This window comes from Streptomyces sp. GESEQ-4 (genome assembly GCF_017948455.1).
GTDB lineage: Bacteria > Actinomycetota > Actinomycetes > Streptomycetales > Streptomycetaceae > Streptomyces.
Genome location: NZ_JAFFSU010000002.1, coordinates 326,741 through 343,214, shown reverse-complemented (window position 1 = coordinate 343,214; position 16,474 = coordinate 326,741). Strand labels below are relative to the sequence as shown.

Sequence of the window (16,474 nt, the reverse complement as noted above, 5' to 3'; positions counted from 1 at the left end):
GGGGGGCAGGGGCGCGCGAAGGGAGCGCGTTTCGAAAGGTGCTGGAATATGACGCAGAGAGGTGTCTGAACGATCGCGTCACGCTCGAACGTGTGCGCCGCGACGTCCTCCCTGCCGGTGAGGGATCATGCGGAACATGAGCGACGACCACACACATGTCCAGGAGTTCTTCACCGCCCGCGCCGCGGGCTGGGACAGCCGCTTTCCGGACGACGGGCCGGCCTACGCGGCCGCGGTCGCCGCACTCGCTCTGCCCGAGGGGAGCCGGGTGCTCGACGCGGGCTGCGGCACGGGCCGAGCCCTGACGCCGCTGCGCGCGGCCGTGGGGCCCTCCGGAGTGGTCCTGGGAGCCGACCTGACCCCGGCCATGCTGGAGGCCGCCGTACGAGCCGGACGGGACCGGGAGGGGCAGTTGCTGCTCGCCGACGTCGCCGCGCTGCCGCTGCGCTCGGAATCACTCGACGCGGTGTTCGCGGCTGGACTCATCGCCCATCTCCCCCAACCGGACGAGAACCTGAGGGAGTTGGCGCGCGTGGTGCGCAAGGGCGGCACCCTCGCGCTGTTCCACCCCATCGGCCGGGCGGCGCTCGCGGCACGCCAGGGCCGGCAGATCACCCCGGACGACCTGCGCGCGGAACCCAACCTGCGGCCCCTGCTGGCGCGCTCGGGGTGGCGTATGACGTCGTACGTCGACGAGGACGCCCGGTTCCTTGCGCTGGCCGTGCGCGAGGGCTGAGCCTCACGCCGACCGGGCGACCGCCGCCACAACGAACGTGCTCGAAACGCTTCACCCCGCCGTCCCCCTTCTGCCGCCGGGGGTCCAACTTTACGTTGAGGGGCAGGAGATGAAGGATCAGCCGTGGCAACCACGCAGGGGGAAGGTGGTCAGCATGTTCGGGAGGGTCCGCAAGTCCGGTGTCAGGTTCCTCAACGCCTTGCGCGCGGAGCGGGACACCGGCCGGGACAGGCGTACGCACAATCTGTTCGAGGCCGCCGCCGCGTATGTGTCGGCGTGCGCCGAGGACGACCAGGAACAGATCGACGAGGCCGCCGGCTGGGTGTCGCCGGAGGCACTGTCGTTCGGGGTGAGCGAGCTGGCGTGCCGGGCCGTGATCGCGCTCGCGCGGGAACGCGACGAGTCGCCGCACACCGTGGCCCGGACGCTCCTCGGGCTGCCGGCGGCCTGACGCCGGGGCACCAGTGGTCGATTCGCCCCGTCGAGCCGGAAAACTGCAGCTCCGAGTGGGCCTGGGAGTCGTGACAACGGCCTTCCGGTCGCACTAGGGTGCGCCGTTGTACGGACCGATGGGGAGGCTGGGATGGCCGGGACGGACGAGGACGCCGTCGCCGCCGAGGACGACGCGCTCTATGTGCTCACGGCGGTGCTGCTGACGCCGGCGAAGTTCCCGAGCGTACTGGGCGACGACTATCCGGAGGCCTGCGCGGCGCTCGGCCTCGCGCCGCTGGCCGACGGGTACGGCCTGGTGCTCGGCCAGGACGGCGACGGCGCCCGCTGGACGGTCGCGATCGACGACGTGTCGCTGGTCGCCGTGGCCATCGCGACCTGGGACTGCGGCATGGAGTACGACCTGTCCCCCGACGAGCGGACGGTCGTGGCCGCACTGCCCGGCTGGCCGCTCGAGGTCGCCGTCGCGGCGCCCGGCGTGCCCGCGCCGCACGATCCCGGTCCCGATGTCGCGGACCGCCCTCCGCTGGTGCCGCCGGACACCAGCATCTGGGGTCCGGCCCAGCGCCGCCTGGGCGCGGACGAGATCGCGCGGCAGTGGGCGATGTGGCGCGAGCAGCTCGGCGACGCGGACTTTGCGAGCCCCAACGGCTCATCCGCGACGCCCGCGGACACGGACGAGGCTGAGGCTGAGGCCCAGCAGGACGTGAAGGCCCAAAGGCAGGACGAGACCGAGGAGACCGGCAAGCCGGGCCACGGTGGCATCTGGCGTGTTCTCGCGGAGGCCCGCGCCTACGTCGACACGCCCCCGCCGCTCGGCCGCGTACGGTCCTCCTTCGCGCCGGGCGACGCACGGACCCTGCGAGCCGACGGACCCGGCTGGTCCCTGGTGGCCAGGACGGACGACATCGCCTTCGTGCTGCTCGACGAGGAGCCCGGCGAGGTCATGCCGGTGGGCCGGGGACCTGAGCTGCCGGGTCTGCTCGAGGCCCTCGACAAGATGGCCGTACGCCCCAGCTGAGCGGGTCACGACCATGGGGCTCGGCCTCGTGAGTCCCCGCGAGGCACCGAGCCGCCCGCGGACCGTGCCGTCGGCAGGCCCGCGGGCGGCGATGTGGTCGGCTCCTGTGTGCCGGCCGACCGGGATACACCGGTGTTGTCATGCCTCAGCGGCCGAGCTCCTTGCGGGTGACGCGGCGCAGCTTGCGCCGCTGCGAGGGGTCCAGCGTGAGGTACGCGGCTGCCGGGACTCCCAGGATTATCAGGAGCGCCGCCCACCAGGGCAGCCAGATCAGCAAGATGATCCCGGCTGCCACACCTCCTGCGGCGATCTTCGCGTTCTTCGACATGTGTCGCCTCCTTCGCGGCCACGGCCGCTCTCTGTCCTGAAAACGGGTCCGCGCTTCCCACGGTTCCGGATCACGACCCTGAGACTCCCCTGAGGCCCGACCCCGAGGCACCCCTGAGATCCGTGTCCGCATGGAGTGGATACCCAGCCGGAGCCTGGAGTGACCCGGATCACTGCGTGATCATGCCGAGCTGACCGCCGCGGTGCTGTACCCTCGGCCGCTCCGACCTCCGGTAGTCAAATTTGAGGAATAAGTCTTCGCTGTGCACGTTGCCAAGAGGAGCCACCTGTTGTCGCAAGTCAACGACCCCGCCGCGAGCCAGGTCGAAGAGGAACAAGCACACGTGTCCACTGTGTACGAGGTGCTCTCCGAGCGGCTCGCCGAGGCACGGACACGTTTGGCGGATGTGCTCAAGACCCCGGCCGAGAGTGCGAGCGAGGCGCACGAGCGAGAGGTCGCCGCTGAGCGGCTGGCGAAGGAGATCGGCCGACTGGAGGGAGCCGAGAACGGCCTGGTCTTCGGCCGGATCGACTCGACGGACGGTACCGCCTTGCATATTGGGCGGCTTGGCCTGCAAACGGACGGAGACGACCTGCCCCTGCTGGTGGACTGGCGAGCGAACGCGGCGCGGCCCTTCTACGAAGCGACACCGGCCCACCCGATGCGGCTGCGGCGTCGGCGGCACCTGCGCCTGGAGGAGCGCAAGGTGGTCGCGGTGAGCGACGAGTTGCTGGACGGCTCCGCTGCGACCGCTGAGGATGTCGTGGGCGACGGCCCTCTGATGGAGGCCCTGTCGGCGCGGCGCACAGGTCGGATGCAGGCGGCGGTCGCGACGCTGCAGGCCGAGCAGGACGAGATCGTGCGCTCCGCGCACCGCGGGGTGTCAGTGGTTCAAGGCGGCCCCGGAACCGGCAAGACGGTGGTTGCCCTGCACCGGGCGGCCTATGTCCTGTACGCGTTCCCGCGCGCGGCGCAGCAGGGCGTGCTGATCGTCGGTCCGAACGCGCGGTTCCTCGACTACATCTCCCAGGTGCTGCCGTCACTCGGCGAGAACGACATCATCCTGGCAACCTGCCAGGAACTGGCGGGAGTCTTCCCGGACACGACGGAGACGCTCGATGTGGCGCGGCTCAAGGGCAGCTCGATACTGGCCGACGCCTTGGCCGAATCGGTGCGCGGTCACCAGGCTCCGGACGGCGGCTTCACCGTGCGGATCGGACACGAAGCGGTGCGCCTTGATCCCGAGGTGGTCGCCGCAGCGCGGGACACAGCCGTGGCAACCGGGATGGGACACAACCCCGCAAGACGGGTGTTCAAAAGTCTCCTGATCGACGCCGTCACCGACGCGCTGGAACGGAGCACGGGCGACATCCTGGAGCAGATCGATGCGGAGGTCGCCCTGCTGACCGGCGCAGACCTCGACCTGGTGGCGGCGGGCGACCTGCGCCGGCTCGGATACGATGCCGCGGCTGCCACGGGGCCGGCCGACGAGTTCGACGCGGACGCCGTCCGGGCCGCGCTCCTGGACGACGCTCACGTCGATCGCGCGGTGGAAGAGCTGTGGCCGCGGCTGGTGCCCGGCGATCTCGTGCGAGCTCTGCTGACGAACCCTGACACCCTCGCCGAGCACCTGCCCCAGTTGACCGACGACGAGCGGTCACGTCTGCTGCGCCATGCGGACGACTCCTGGACCGATGCCGATGTGCCTCTGCTGGACGAAGCAGCGAGTCTGATCGACGGACCACCGCAACGGACGTACGGGCACGTGGTCGTCGACGAAGCACAGGAGCTGACCGCCATGCAGTGGCGGATGATCGTACGACGATGCCCGGGCAAGGCGATGACGCTGGTGGGCGACTTCGCCCAGGCGGGACCGGTCGCGACAGCACCCGGCTGGACGGAGGCGCTGAGCCCTCACGTCGGCTCGCGGTTCAACCTCCATACCCTGACCATCAGTTACCGCACCACACAGGAGATCCTGGAGACCACCCGAGACCTTCTCGTACGGATCGCCCCGGACCAGACTCCGACACGGTCCCTACGCCGTGGTGAGCCCCCTCGCACCGTGCCGACGCGGCCCGATGAACTTGTCGCCACCCTCGTCCAGGAGCTGCGGACTCAGACCGAGGCGAACCCCGGCGAGCTCATCGGTGTGATCTGCGCGGACACCAGGCTGGACCAGCTGACAGCCTCGGGCATCGCAGAGCATGCGCGCATCGTGCCGGCGTCCGAAGCTCGCGGGCTGGAGTTCGACGAGGTCGTCGTCGTGAGTCCCGAGGACATCATCACGGCCCGGCCCGGCGGGGAGAAAGACCTGTACGTAGCCCTGACTCGGGCCACCAAGAGGCTCTGCACGATCACCGTCCAGCCCGCTTGACGGGCGTCGGCTCCGCTCAGGGCCGTGTGCCTGCCCCGAACCCCGTCCACCGCAGATCGACCGGCAGGTGGCCCATGTCGTTGTACAGCAGCATCGTCGGCGCGGTGCCGTCGCGGTACTCGATCACCGTCAGTGCCGCGTTTCCGCAGTTCAGACCGAGCCAGCGCACCGGTGGCGCGTCGAGGGCGTGCCGGACCAGCCAGGCCACCTGGTAGGCGTGGGTGACCAGGATTTCGTGCGTCTCGGTTTCGGCGGGGCGCGCGAACCTGTCGGTCAGGGCGTCGGCCTGGCGTCGCGCGGCCGCGGCTTCCTCGTCGCCGTAGCCGTCGAAGAACGCCGCCCACGCCGGCGGGACGTCGTCCGGTACATGTGGGATGTGATCGACCAGCTCCGGCGCTTCCCGTACGGCGGCGTCCGGCAGACAGGTGCCTACGATCTGCGCGCAGTGCACTGCCCTGGGCAGGGGCGAGTGCCAGACGGTTTCGATCGGAAGTCCGGCCAGGCGTTTCCCGACCAGTTCCGACTGCCGCTGCCCGACGTCGGTCAGCGTGCCGAAGGGGTCGGCCGCTCCGTGTCGTACCAAGTACACATGCCGAGTTGCCATGGTGGATCTCCTGTCAGGATGCGCTCGTCGTCGAATCAGGTGGTGGATCAATCAGGTGGATCAGGGGAATCAGCAGTGCCGCAGCGCCGCATGGGCCGCTTCGAGGCGCTGGGTCTCCTCGCGTGCGGAGTGGTCGCCCGAGACGTCGTCGGCCCATGCGAGCAGTCGGTGGACGTGCTCGTCGGCCGCGTCGGCGACGACGCGGGGAGTGCCGAGAGCGACCTCGCCGCTGGTCCCGTCGATGGTGACGAGGGTGCCGTCGCCGATGGTGCGGTCGCCGACCGTCACGGAGCCGTCGTCGTGATGGACGGTGAGGCCGGCGACGCCCACGACGGCGGGCTTTCCCATGGCCCGCGCGACGACCGCGGCGTGGCTGGCCGGTCCGCCGCGAGCGGTGACGATTCCGGCGGCGGCGGCAAGGCCGTGCATGTCGTTCGGGGAGGTCTCCGGGCGTACCAGGATGACCGGACCGGCCCGGCCCATGCGTACGGCGCCGTCCGCCGTGGTCGCGATTCTGCCGGCGGCGACACCGGGACAGGCGCCGATGCCCCGGGCGAGGACGTCGGTCTCCTCGGTCGACGCGATGCGCGGCGTACGGACGTGCCGGAGGTTCTGTGCGGAGACCCTGAGCAGCGCTTCGTGACGTTCGAGGATCCGCTCGTCGACGAGTTCGGTGGCCACGCGGACCGCGGCACCCCCGATGAACCGGCCGGGGCGGACCTGCAGGATCCACAGCTCGCCGGACTGGACCGTGAACTCGACGTAGCAGGCGTCGCGGTAGTGCCCTTCGATCCGCCTCAGTGCGTCGAGCAGCTTCGTCCACACTGCCGGTTCCCGCTCGGCCAGTTCACGCAGCGGCCGGGTCATCGCTCGGCCGGAGACGACGTCTTCCCCTTGGTGTCCGAACAGGACTTCGCCGAAGGGGATGTTCTCACCGGTGTTGGGATCGCGGCTGAACGCGACTCCGGAGCCGCTGCGGTCGTCGCGGTTGCCGAACACCATCTGCTGGACGATCACGGCGGTGCCGAGGTTGTGCGGGATGTCGTTCAACTCGCGATAGGTACGCGCGCGTGGCGCGTCCCAGGACGAGAAGACGGCTTTGACGGCCAGTTCCACCTGGCGGCTCGCGTCCTCGTGAACCGGCTGGTCGCTGTCCACGTCCCACTCCGGGATCGCGGAGGCAAAGCTCGACAGGAACCGCTGCCGCGAGTTCCGGGCGAACTGCCGGTCGTCCGTCTCGGCGGCAAGGCCCTCGGTGGCCTCGGTCGTCAGACCGAGGTTGAGGATCGTGCTCATCATGCCGGGCATGGACACGCCGGCCCCGGAGCGAACAGACACGGCCAGCGGCTTCTGCGGTCTCCCGAAGGAGCGCCCGGTGGCAAGTTCGAGGTCGGCCATGGCAGTCGCGAGTTCGTCGTCGAGTCCTTCGGGAAGGCGCCCTGTCCGGAGGAAGGCGCGACATGCCTCGGTGGTGATGACGAACCCGGCGGGCACCGGCAAGCCAAGGCGGTGCAGCACGACCAGGCCACGTGCCTTGCCGCCCAGGGTCTCCGCCGTCTCCTCGGTCTGGGCGGAGATCGTGCGAATCCACCTCATCGCTGCATCCCGAGGGTGGCGAGCAGGTCTTCGTGCAGCTCCGCCCAGACGGTGTGGTACGACGCGGTGCTGTCGGCCACGTACTCCAACTCGCCGGAGAGAGCGCGATCGAGCGCTCCGGTGAGGCGGACTCGGTAACGCCCGAATCGGGGCAATGCCGCGGACAACTCGGCACAGACCACGGCAGCGCGTCGGTCGAGATCGGCGAATCGGGCAAGGACCCGGGCATCGTAGGCGGGGTCGCTGTGGTCGTTGGCGCTCATGATGCCGTCGACGGCTCGGAGTTGCCATGCCGTGCAGAGGTCGAGCAGCTCCGGGTTGAGGACGAGAAACCTCTCGTACGCCGCCGTCACGGCCCCGCGGGCTTGAGCCGAGTCGAGCTCGTCGGTGATCCGCTCGGAAGCCGCGGCACGGCCTGCGTCCGTGAGGCTCCAACCGGACAGATCGCCGGCCATACGCGTGACAAGGCCGTCGGCCCCGAGATCGATGAGCTCGGACTCGGCGGCGGATTCGTCGAGACCCGTAATCGCGTTGAGCCGGGCGAGGCTGACGGTGCCGGCGCAGCGCAAGGCGTGCAGCACCAGCAGGCCGGTGTCCGTCGCGCGTGCTTCAGGCCAGGTCATGTGGTGTCCTCCTGGGGTGCGGTGGGCATTTCTGGAAATCAGCCGGACCGGGGAGGGGTGGTCGGCTGATCGCCACGTGAGGGAGCCGCATCGTCATTCCTGGCGGCCGTAGGCGCGGACTGCCAGGGGGCAGAAGACGACGAACAGGATGGCGGACCACAGCAGGGTGCGGCCGATGCTTCCCGCATCCGGCGTCCCGTTCAGCAGTGCGCGGCAGGCGTCCATGACATGGGTGACGGGGTTGATGTCCGCCCACGCTTTGAGCCAGCCGGGCAGGGTGTCGGTCGGGGAAGCCAGGCTGCTGCCCAGCTGGAGCGGCAGGAAGGCGATGAAGCTGAACGCCAGCACGGCCTCGGCGCTCTTGACGATGACGCCGATGAACACCGTGACCCAGCTGAGGCAGAACCCGAACAGGATCGCGAGCCCGGTCGCCCCCAGTGCGGCGTAAATGCCTCCCTGGATGCGGAACCCGAGCGGAATGCCGATGACGAACAGGATCGACACGGCGATCAGGTAACGGAGGACGTCGGCCGCCACGGACCCGAGCAGCGGCGCCGTACGGCTGATCGGAAGGCTGCGGAACCGGTCGGTGACGCCGTTCTTCAGGTCGAGGTTGATGGCCGACCCGGTGGAGATCATTCCGGCCAGGCCGGCGCCCATGACGAGGATTCCGGGGAACAGGTACTGCAGGTATTCGCCGGTGGAGCCGGCGACCGGGCGTCCGAACAGGTAGAGGAACAGGATCATGAACAGTGCGGGAGTGACCACACCGTTCATGATCGGACCCGGGTTCCGGGTGGTCTTGAGCAGGCTGCGCTGGGCGAGGACCGCGCTGTGCCGGACGGTGGCGAAGCGTCGGGGCCTCGCGGTCCCGGTGAGGGTCGTGGTCATGCCGCCTCCTGGGCGTCGGCAGTGGGCGCTCCGGTCAGGGACAGGAAGACCTCGTCGAGGCTGGGAAGGCGGAAGGCGATCTCGCTGACGTCGATGCCGCGGTCCCGGAGTTGAGCGGTTATCTCGAAGAACTCGGCGTCCCCGGCAACCGGCACGACGAGTTCCTGGCGGCGTGACCGGTCGGGCTCCCGTCCTGCGACTCGGGCGATGACGGCGGCAGCGGGATCGAGGTCGTCGGCATCGGCCGGGCGGAGAACAATCGTGTGTCCGCCGATCTCACGCTTGAGGTCGGTGGGTGTGCCCGACGCGATCACTCGTCCGTGGTCGATGACGGTGATGCCGTCGGCGAGGGCGTCGGCCTCTTCGAGGTACTGCGTCGTGAGCAGGACCGTGACGCCGTCCTGGCTGAGCCCGCGGATCATCTGCCACAGCTCGTCGCGCTTGCCGGGGTCCAACCCGACCGAGGGCTCGTCGAGGAAGACGACCTCGGGCCGGCCCACCAGGCCGGCGGCGAGGTCGAGGCGGCGGCGCATCCCGCCCGAGTAGGTGGCGACGGGCCGGTCGGCCGCATCGTCGAGACCGAAGCGGGACAGCAGTTCGCCGGCCCGCCGGCGGGCGTCATGCCGTCGGAGGTCGAGGAGTCGGCCGATCATGATCAGGTTGGACCGCCCGGACAACTCGTCGTCGACGCTTGTGTACTGCCCCGACAGCGCGATGCGCCGACGGACCTGAGCCGGATCTCGCCGTACGTCGATGCCGGCCACGCGCACCTGCCCCGCGTCGGGGCGCAGCAGGGTCGCCAGCACACGGACGACGGTCGTCTTACCGGCCCCGTTGGGTCCCAGCAGTCCCAGCACCTGTCCGCGCCGAGCAGACAGGCTCACTCCGTCGACCGCCGTCGTCCGGCCGAATTTCTTGATCAGTCCGTCGACCTCGAACCCGTTGTCTCCCACGACCAAACTCCGATGTTCGCGACTTTCGGATGTCCTCAGCATCTGGATGCTGGCTGTATCATGACACAGGAGGAGCGGAAGGGGACACGATGGCGAGGTTGACCCGCGCGCAGCAGCAGGAGCGGACCCGTGCGGCTGTACTGGTCGCGGCCCGGCAGGAGTTCGCCGAGTACGGCTTTGCCGAGGCCAAGATCGACCGGATCGCCGAGCGGGCCGAACTGACCCGAGGCGCGGTCTACTCCAACTTCACCGGCAAGCGCGCGCTCTACCTCGCGGTGCTCGTCGACGCCGCCGAACGGGCCCGAGCCTCCGCCGAACCGCCGACGGAATCCCCCGACTCGGTCGGAAACGCGCTCGGTTCGTTCGCCCGGGTCTGGCTCGAGCGGCTGCCCTTCCTCGGCGACACACCGGGCAGCGGCCATCTTCAACTGCGCTCACTGTCCGGAGTGCTCACCACCGAGCCGACCCGGACCGCGCTGGCCGAACTGGTCCGGTTCGAAGCCCTGCTGCTCGCGCTGGCCCTTGAGCCGCGTTCCGCCGTGCGCGCCGGCACCGTGCGGCGGGCCGGGCTGGCCCTGACCCTCCTCCACGGTGCGGCCGGCCTCGCGGAGAACGCCCCCGGCGTCGGTGACCCCTTCGACCTGACCCGAGCCGCCGAGCATCTGGCCGGCATCGCCCTCGGCGACGACACGGAGCCACCGCACCTGCCCTACGTCGCTCCGGCGCGCTCGACCGAGGACCGGTGGGTGCCGCCCCGAGGTCTGCGTGACGAGATCACCGGCCGTCCGGTCGACTTCGGCGACGACGGTGTCGTCGTCGTGCTCGGTGCGGGGCGCCTGTCCGCGGCTGAGGACGCGGTGCGCTCGGCGCGGCCGGACGACGTGGTGACCATCGTCGTCGTGACGAGCGACCCCGCCGAGATCGGTCGACTGGCCCGACTCCGGATCGTCGATCTCGTCGGCTGCCTGCTCCGCGTGTTTGCGGCCGACCGACTACCGCAGGCACGCGTCGTGTTCGACGACAGCGGCACGGTCCCCGCAGCCCTCGGCCACACGTCGGTCGACGATCTCACCGAGCTCGCGGCCCGGGTGCGCGGCGGCCTTGTCGTGGCCCACGCGACCGGCCGCGGCGCAGGCCACGCCGCGGCCCGCCATCGTTCCCCGGATTCCGGCCGGAGCGAGGCGGTGTGAGAGCGGGCCCGCGTCCGGGGCCGTACTCCGCGACGTGACGCTCCTGGCCCGAAGGGCAAGCCGACCACCCGAGAGGGCTGCTGACCGGGGCCGGTGCAAGGCGAGTCGCTCGGGCGGGCGGGCGCGGCGCGGACCGGCTCTGCTCCGCGCCGCCCCGGTCTCCGTGTTCGGGGCCGGCCGCCTCAGGAAGCACGTGCGAGGCGCTCATCGCTCGCCCGCGTTCTCCTCGCGGTCATGTGTGCTGAGGGACACCGAACCCAGGACGCCGAACGAGGCGTGTACCGCCTGGTTCGGCAGCAGGTCCACCGCACCGGACCAGGAGCCGGCCAGCACGAGGTCACCGGCGCTGATGCCGGTGCCGAACCCCGCCAGGATCCGGACCAGGCATGCCACCGACTCCGCCGGATGTCCCATGACCGCCGAGCCGTTCCCGGTGCACTCGGTGTCGCCGCAGCGCAGCACCATCCGCGCCGCCGCCAGGTCGGCGGTGTCCGGTGGGACGCCGGAGCCGACCACGGCCGCGGCGGAGGACGCGTTGTCGGCGACGGTGTCCACCAGGCCGATCTTCCATGCCTCGATCCGGCTGTCGAGCACCTCCAGGACCGGGCAGACCTCTGTCGTGGCGTCGAGAACGTCCTGAGCCGTGACGTCGTGGCCCCGCAGATCCTCCGCCATTCGGAAGGCGATCTCGCCCTCGACCTTCGGTGAGATGAACCTGCGCAGGTCGAGGAGGACGCCGTCGGGGAGGAGCATGCGATCGGTCAGGTATCCGAAGTCGGGATGGTCGATGTCGAACATCTTCTGGATCGCCTCGCTGGTGGCTCCGATCTTGAGGCCGACCAGCGCGGCACCGCTCGCCACTTCGAGCGCGCGCATCTCACTTTGGATCGCGTATGCGTCCGCCAGGCCGAGTTGCGGGTGCCGGATCGACACGGGCGGCACCGGCCGACGGGTCTCGGCGGCCTGAAAGAGTTCGGTGGCGACTTCGCGGTGGAGTGCCCGCGCAGCGGTGGTCATGCGCTCGCCACGAAGAGCCGGCCCCCGGGCAGGCCGATCGGAACGGTCCTGGTGCGCGAGAAGCCCGCCTTGTGGAACTTGTCCAGCCACTCCTGCTCGGTGGGAAGGAGAACGCTCATGAAAGTGGCGTGCAGATAGGTGAAGAGTGCGCTGAACTTACGTTCCTGAGGCTGCTGCGCGTAGGAGACGGCGTCGGCCACGGCGAGGAATCCGCCGGGGGCGAGCGCGTCACGCAAGGCGCCGAGAACGTTCTGGGCCGTGCGGTCGTCCGCCACGATGTCGTGCATGACGTAGCAGGCCAGGATGGCTTCCGCGCCCGCGACCGGTCCCGGGTCGTCGGCCAGCGACTCGATCGGCCGCTCGACGACCGTCAGGCGATCGTGCACCTCGCCGGCGCGGGCGGCCTCACGCGCCGCGGTACAGGCGGCGCCGCTGCTGTCGACGGCCGTGCCGGTGCGTGCCGCATTCTCCTGCAGCAGCGTGATGAGCAGTCCCCCTGCGCCGGCGCCGAGGTCGGTCACCCGGAGCGCGCCGGACGCCACGACCTGTTCGATGAGCTGTGGATAGAACGCGCGTTCGCCGATCCACCGTGAGCTGACCGCGACCCGCCGTCCGTCGCGCCGGTGGGTGCGGGCGGCCTGGGCCGGGTCGGTCAGGAACGCACGGGCACCCGCGATGAAGGGGCCGTTCGCGTGCATCGCCCAGGACACGTACCCGGCCTGGTGACGCAGGTCGGTGTAGTCGGCGGCCGTCTGGAACTCGTCCGGGACCTCGGTCTCGACGATCAGGCCGGCAGCGAGCAGCGCCGCCAGGTAGGCGGTGACGCCGGCGAGGGGGACACCGGCCGTCCTGGCCATGTCCGAGGCGCTGAAGATCTCGCCGGAGTCCAGGACCTCGTCGGCCCCGATCTCAGCACCGATCTGCAGCAGTGCGGCGACCGCGGCCGCGTCGGCCACGGATTGCGGGGTGTGCCGTTGCATGGTTCCTTCCCTCTTGCCCGTCAGATGTGTTCAGCAGAGGTGTGCGGCAGGTCCGCGGGTGCCCGCTCGGCGGCCAGCTGCATGGCGACCTCGATGATGGTGTCCTCCTGGCCGGCCACCACCCGCCGCTTGCCCAGTTCGAGCAGGATCTCGCGGGGATCGACGTCGAAGCGCCGGCTCGCTCGCCGCACCGGCGCCGCGAATCCGGAGAACACCCCGGCGATGCCGCTGGCGATGGTGACGCTGTCGTTGGTCGGCACGTGCTTCACGAACCGTTCCTCGGCCGTCTGCGCCGCGTCCAGGGCGCCGAACAGCCGGATCCGTGTCTCCAACTGCTCGACGTGCAGGTTGGCGGCGACCAGTTCGATCGGTGCGTTGCCCGCCCCAGCGCCGAACCCGCGCGCCGTGACATCCACGATGGAAGCCCCCGACTGCATCGCGGTCATGCTGTTGATCACCGAGAGGCCGAGGTTGTTGTGGGCGTGGAAACCGATCGCGATATCGAGCTTGTCGACCAGCTCGCCGACCTTCTCCCGCACCTTCTGCGGGGTGTAGGCGCCGGCCGAGTCCATCAGTACGACGGCCTCGGCGCCGTAGTCCTGCATGAGCCGCGCCTGTTCGACCAGTTTCTTCGCCGACGCCATGTGGCTCATCAGAAGCATTCCCTTCACGGGTACGCCCATGGCCCGCAGCATCGTGATCTGCTGGCGGGTGACGTCTGCCTCAGTGCAGTGAGCGCCCACCCGGACCTCGTCCACGCCGCAGTCGAGGGCGGGCTTGAGGTCGCGTTCGACGCTGGCGAAGCCGGGGATGGAGAGCACACCGAGCCGGGAGTTGCGCAGCTCGGCCTTGGCGGCGCGCAGCATCTCCGCGTCGCTGATGGCCGCGATGCCGACCTGGATGGAGGAGGCACCGAGGCCGTTGCCGTGCCCGACCTCGACGACGTCCACGCCGGCCGACTCGGCCGCCCGCGCGTACGCGCCGATGTCCGCACGGCCCAACTGGTGGGCGACGGCGTGGTTGCCGTCCCGCAGCGTCGTGTCGCAGATCTGGAGTTGCCCGCTCATGACCGCCCCCGCCCGGTGCGAGCCTCCGCCGCCGCGACGGCGGCGCAGGTGATGATGTCCAGGTTTCCGGCATAGCGCGGGAAGTAGTCGCCCCGCCCCTCGACCTCCACCGTGAGCATGTAGCGGTCTCCGGTGGCGACCGGCGGCACCACGACCCGGTAACCGGGAACGTACGAACGGATCTGCTTCTCCATCGTGGTGACCGCCTCCCGCAGGGCGTCGAGGTCGATGCGCTCGGTGGTGGACACCGCGATGGAGTTGCGCATGACGATGCCGGGGTCCGCCGGATTGATGATCAACACGGTCTTGGTCCGCGTGGCGCTGCAGAACTCGGTGGTCGCCTGTTCTGTGGTGTGCACGTATTCATCCAGGTTTGCCCGCGAGGCCGGGCCCACGCTGGCCGAGGCGCTCGCCGACACGATCTCCAGGTAGTCGACATGGCCCGCGATCTGCGTGATGCAACGGGCCATCGGGACCGCGGCCTGTCCGCCGCAGGTCACCATGGAGAGGTACTGCTCCTCGAGGCAGTCCTCGAGGTTGAGGGCCGGCACACAGAACGTGCCCCGGTTGGCCGGCGTGAGGTCGATGAACGGCAGCCCCAGCAGCTCGACGATGCCCCAGTGGCGGGTGGCATCGCCGGCGGATGTCGCATCGAACACCAAATCGATTTCGTCCTTCGCGTCGACGACCGCGTCGATGCCGCCGGTGCTCGTGGCCACCCCACGGCCGCGGGCCAGCTCGATGCCGGGCGACTCGGCCCGCCGACCGGCGAACAGCACGCACGTCAGCAGCGGTGAGGTCTCGACCTTCAGCAGCAGATCGGTTCCGATGTTCCCGGTCCCCACGATGGCGGTTCGCAGCGGAGCCGGATGCACCTGCGTACTCATGTGGTCCTTCCTGTCGCAGTGGGCCGGCCACCGAGGTGACCCTGTTGGCTCACGCCGAGCGGCGGTGGGTTCACGTCGTGCATCTCCGGCGAGAGGTAGACCTTCACGCGGGGGCGGGAGCGGCCCGGCTGCCAGGAGACGTAGTTGTGGATCCCGGTTCCCTCGTCGAGCCCGCGGTGCGCGATGCCGGCGAGCACGCTGTCGTAGCGGCGCAGCGCCTGCGGATGTGCGGCGAGAGCACGGTGGACCCGCTGCCGCACCTCGCCGTCGTGCTCCGCGTATGTCCACAGCGGGATGTAGAGCGTGGCCGCCGGGCGCTCGAGAGTCTGCGCGTCGAACAGCGACACGCAGGTCACGGGCGGCTGGACGCTGAAGTGGCGGCGGCCGTCCGTCATGGTCCTGCAGAACGCGCGCACCTCGCCGGGTTCGAAACCCGGGTAGGCCTTGAGTACGGCCGCCACTTCCTCGGCATCCGCGGCGAAGTGCCGGAAGTAGACCTTCACCCGGGCCGCGGGATCGTCGGCCAGATCCAGCGAGAGCAGGAACGGCACGTCGTACCCGGCCCGGTGGACGTGCGCCTGGACCACCGGCCACAGATGCCTCGCTTTCATCCGGTCCAGAGCGGTGTACAGCAGGTCGAACACCCCGTCAGGGCCGTTCACGTCCAGGTAGAACCAGACCTTGAACCGGATCGGGGCGCCGGAGCGCACCTCGGCGCCGTACATGGACACGTGCGGCCCGTACGCGTCGTCGGACAGGAGACGGTCCGCCACGGCCGACCACCGGGCCGTGCCGGTGCCGTAGCGCTCGGCGAGCAGCGTCATGAGCGCCCGCGCCGCGCCGGGGTCGCGGGCCGGCACGCCCGCGGTCAGTGGCTCCATGGCGAACTGGAGGGCGGGCGCGTCCCCGTCGAGGTCGACGGCGTACTCCACCGGCGACCCGTCGGGCGACACGTCCGACAGGGGAAGATCGTGGGGACGGGCGGCGCCCCAGTGGTCGGTCATGGCCCGGAACGTCGCGACGAATTCCGTACCACTGGCGCCCAGTTGCAGGGTCTGTGCCGTTTTCTCCAATAGCGTGGCGCAGGCATCTCGGACTGTTGCCGGCTCCTCGGTCACCCGGTTCTCCTTGTCAGAATCCACGTCGAGGCACGGGACGGCTCAACGCCACGCGTCCAGATGAAGGTCTGCGGTACGGCCCGCCCCGACGGCACGTTCGATCACGGCCGGGAACCACACGGAGAACTCGAGCCGATCCCGCATGTCCCGCAGTCGCTCAGGCGTGACCAGCGTCAATTCCGAGACCTCCGCGGGATCGGGCCGCGGCTCGTCCCGGAACCGGCCCACGAACACATGGTTGTACTCGCGTTCGATCAGGCCCGACTTCGGGTCCGGCAGCGCGTACCGCACGGTGCCGGCGGCCGCGAGACCGACCGGCGCTATGCCGAGTTCCTCCTTGACACGCCGTGCGGCAGCGCCGGCCGGTGGTTCCCCTGGGAAGGGGTGGCCGCAACAGGTGTTGGACCACACTCCCGGCGAGTGGTACTTGCCCAGGGCCCGCCGCTGTAGCAGCAGGCGCTCCTCGTCGTCGAAGAGGAACACGGAGAACGCCCGGTGCAGATGGCCGGGACTCGTGTGGGCCGCCAGCTTGTCGAGCACCCCGACGGTCTGTCCTGAGGTGTCCACCAGCTCGAGCAGGTCACGCCCCGGCCCGGGGGCGGCTCGCCCGCTCGCGACGTTGTGTGCGGGCAAGGT

Annotated in this window: 17 protein-coding genes; 5 read left to right on the top strand and 12 right to left on the bottom strand. The window is 70.2% G+C overall.

The window, feature by feature from the left end; genetic code table 11:
* The first annotated feature begins 136 nt into the window (after positions 1-136).
* The 3 genes from KCH48_RS06805 to KCH48_RS06795 all read left to right on the top strand — a co-directional run bounded on the left by KCH48_RS06805 (position 137) and on the right by KCH48_RS06795 (position 2,207).
* Positions 137-736: a class I SAM-dependent methyltransferase gene (locus KCH48_RS06805; protein WP_210571220.1), complete on the top strand. Its 600-nt coding sequence runs from the start codon at positions 137-139 to the stop codon at positions 734-736.
* Positions 737-890: 154 nt separating this feature from the next.
* Entirely contained in the window at positions 891-1,187 is a 297-nt protein-coding gene (locus tag KCH48_RS06800) for a hypothetical protein (RefSeq protein ID WP_210571219.1), read from the top strand.
* A 132-nt stretch (positions 1,188-1,319) separates the two neighbouring features.
* Positions 1,320-2,207 (top strand): hypothetical protein, encoded by an 888-nt coding sequence (locus tag KCH48_RS06795; RefSeq protein WP_210571218.1) that lies wholly within the window; start codon positions 1,320-1,322, stop codon positions 2,205-2,207.
* 145 nt (positions 2,208-2,352) lie between these two features.
* On the opposite strand, the gene KCH48_RS06790 is transcribed toward KCH48_RS06795, so the two are convergent.
* A complete protein-coding gene (locus KCH48_RS06790) occupies positions 2,353-2,535 on the bottom strand; it encodes a hypothetical protein (protein WP_210571217.1) in 183 nt (60 codons plus the stop codon).
* Between the two features lie 343 nt (positions 2,536-2,878).
* Between KCH48_RS06790 and KCH48_RS06785 the strand changes: the two genes are divergently transcribed.
* On the top strand, positions 2,879-4,912 hold the full coding sequence (locus KCH48_RS06785) for an AAA family ATPase (RefSeq protein WP_210571216.1): 2,034 nt from the start codon (positions 2,879-2,881) through the stop codon (positions 4,910-4,912).
* A 16-nt stretch (positions 4,913-4,928) separates the two neighbouring features.
* On the opposite strand, the gene KCH48_RS06780 is transcribed toward KCH48_RS06785, so the two are convergent.
* From KCH48_RS06780 to KCH48_RS06760, 5 genes are all read right to left on the bottom strand, one after another.
* The gene (locus KCH48_RS06780; RefSeq protein ID WP_210571215.1) at positions 4,929-5,516 is read right to left on the bottom strand and encodes a histidine phosphatase family protein; all 588 of its coding nucleotides are present in this window, start codon (positions 5,514-5,516) and stop codon (positions 4,929-4,931) included.
* Positions 5,517-5,585: 69 nt separating this feature from the next.
* Positions 5,586-7,112 (bottom strand): pyruvate, phosphate dikinase, encoded by a 1,527-nt coding sequence (locus tag KCH48_RS06775; protein ID WP_210571214.1) that lies wholly within the window; start codon positions 7,110-7,112, stop codon positions 5,586-5,588.
* Positions 7,109-7,735, bottom strand: a complete 627-nt coding sequence (locus tag KCH48_RS06770) for a transcriptional regulator (protein WP_210571213.1) — start codon at positions 7,733-7,735, stop codon at positions 7,109-7,111. The genes KCH48_RS06775 and KCH48_RS06770 overlap by 4 nt, the downstream gene beginning before the upstream one ends.
* Before the next feature lie 93 nt (positions 7,736-7,828).
* On the bottom strand, positions 7,829-8,626 hold the full coding sequence (locus KCH48_RS06765) for an ABC transporter permease (protein ID WP_210571212.1): 798 nt from the start codon (positions 8,624-8,626) through the stop codon (positions 7,829-7,831).
* A complete protein-coding gene (locus tag KCH48_RS06760; RefSeq protein ID WP_307840826.1) occupies positions 8,623-9,579 on the bottom strand; it encodes an ATP-binding cassette domain-containing protein in 957 nt (318 codons plus the stop codon). Before KCH48_RS06760 ends, KCH48_RS06765 begins: the two co-directional genes overlap by 4 nt.
* 89 nt (positions 9,580-9,668) lie before the next feature.
* On the opposite strand from KCH48_RS06760, the gene KCH48_RS06755 reads away from it, so the two are divergent.
* Positions 9,669-10,769 carry a TetR family transcriptional regulator gene (locus KCH48_RS06755; RefSeq protein WP_210571210.1) on the top strand — a complete coding sequence of 367 codons (1,101 nt, stop codon included), beginning with the start codon at positions 9,669-9,671 and terminating at the stop codon, positions 10,767-10,769.
* Between the two features lie 204 nt (positions 10,770-10,973).
* Here the strand turns inward: KCH48_RS06755 and KCH48_RS06750 are convergent, their stop codons facing one another.
* Genes KCH48_RS06750 through idi form a run of 6 tightly spaced genes read right to left on the bottom strand, consistent with a single transcriptional unit; the run spans position 10,974 to position 16,471 of the window.
* Entirely contained in the window at positions 10,974-11,786 is an 813-nt protein-coding gene (locus tag KCH48_RS06750) for a 2-keto-4-pentenoate hydratase (protein ID WP_210571209.1), read from the bottom strand.
* Complete coding sequence (locus KCH48_RS06745) at positions 11,783-12,766, bottom strand: class I SAM-dependent methyltransferase (RefSeq protein WP_210571208.1); 984 nt, start codon at positions 12,764-12,766, stop codon at positions 11,783-11,785. Before KCH48_RS06745 ends, KCH48_RS06750 begins: the two co-directional genes overlap by 4 nt.
* A 20-nt stretch (positions 12,767-12,786) precedes the next feature.
* A complete protein-coding gene (gene dmpG / locus KCH48_RS06740; protein WP_210571207.1) occupies positions 12,787-13,833 on the bottom strand; it encodes a 4-hydroxy-2-oxovalerate aldolase in 1,047 nt (348 codons plus the stop codon).
* Complete coding sequence (locus tag KCH48_RS06735) at positions 13,830-14,720, bottom strand: acetaldehyde dehydrogenase (acetylating) (protein WP_210571206.1); 891 nt, start codon at positions 14,718-14,720, stop codon at positions 13,830-13,832. Before KCH48_RS06735 ends, dmpG begins: the two co-directional genes overlap by 4 nt.
* A complete protein-coding gene (locus KCH48_RS06730) occupies positions 14,717-15,838 on the bottom strand; it encodes a tryptophan dimethylallyltransferase family protein (RefSeq protein WP_210571205.1) in 1,122 nt (373 codons plus the stop codon). The genes KCH48_RS06735 and KCH48_RS06730 overlap by 4 nt, the downstream gene beginning before the upstream one ends.
* A 42-nt stretch (positions 15,839-15,880) precedes the next feature.
* Positions 15,881-16,471, bottom strand: a complete 591-nt coding sequence (gene idi / locus KCH48_RS06725; RefSeq protein ID WP_246884914.1) for an isopentenyl-diphosphate Delta-isomerase — start codon at positions 16,469-16,471, stop codon at positions 15,881-15,883.
* Positions 16,472-16,474: the final 3 nt, after the last annotated feature.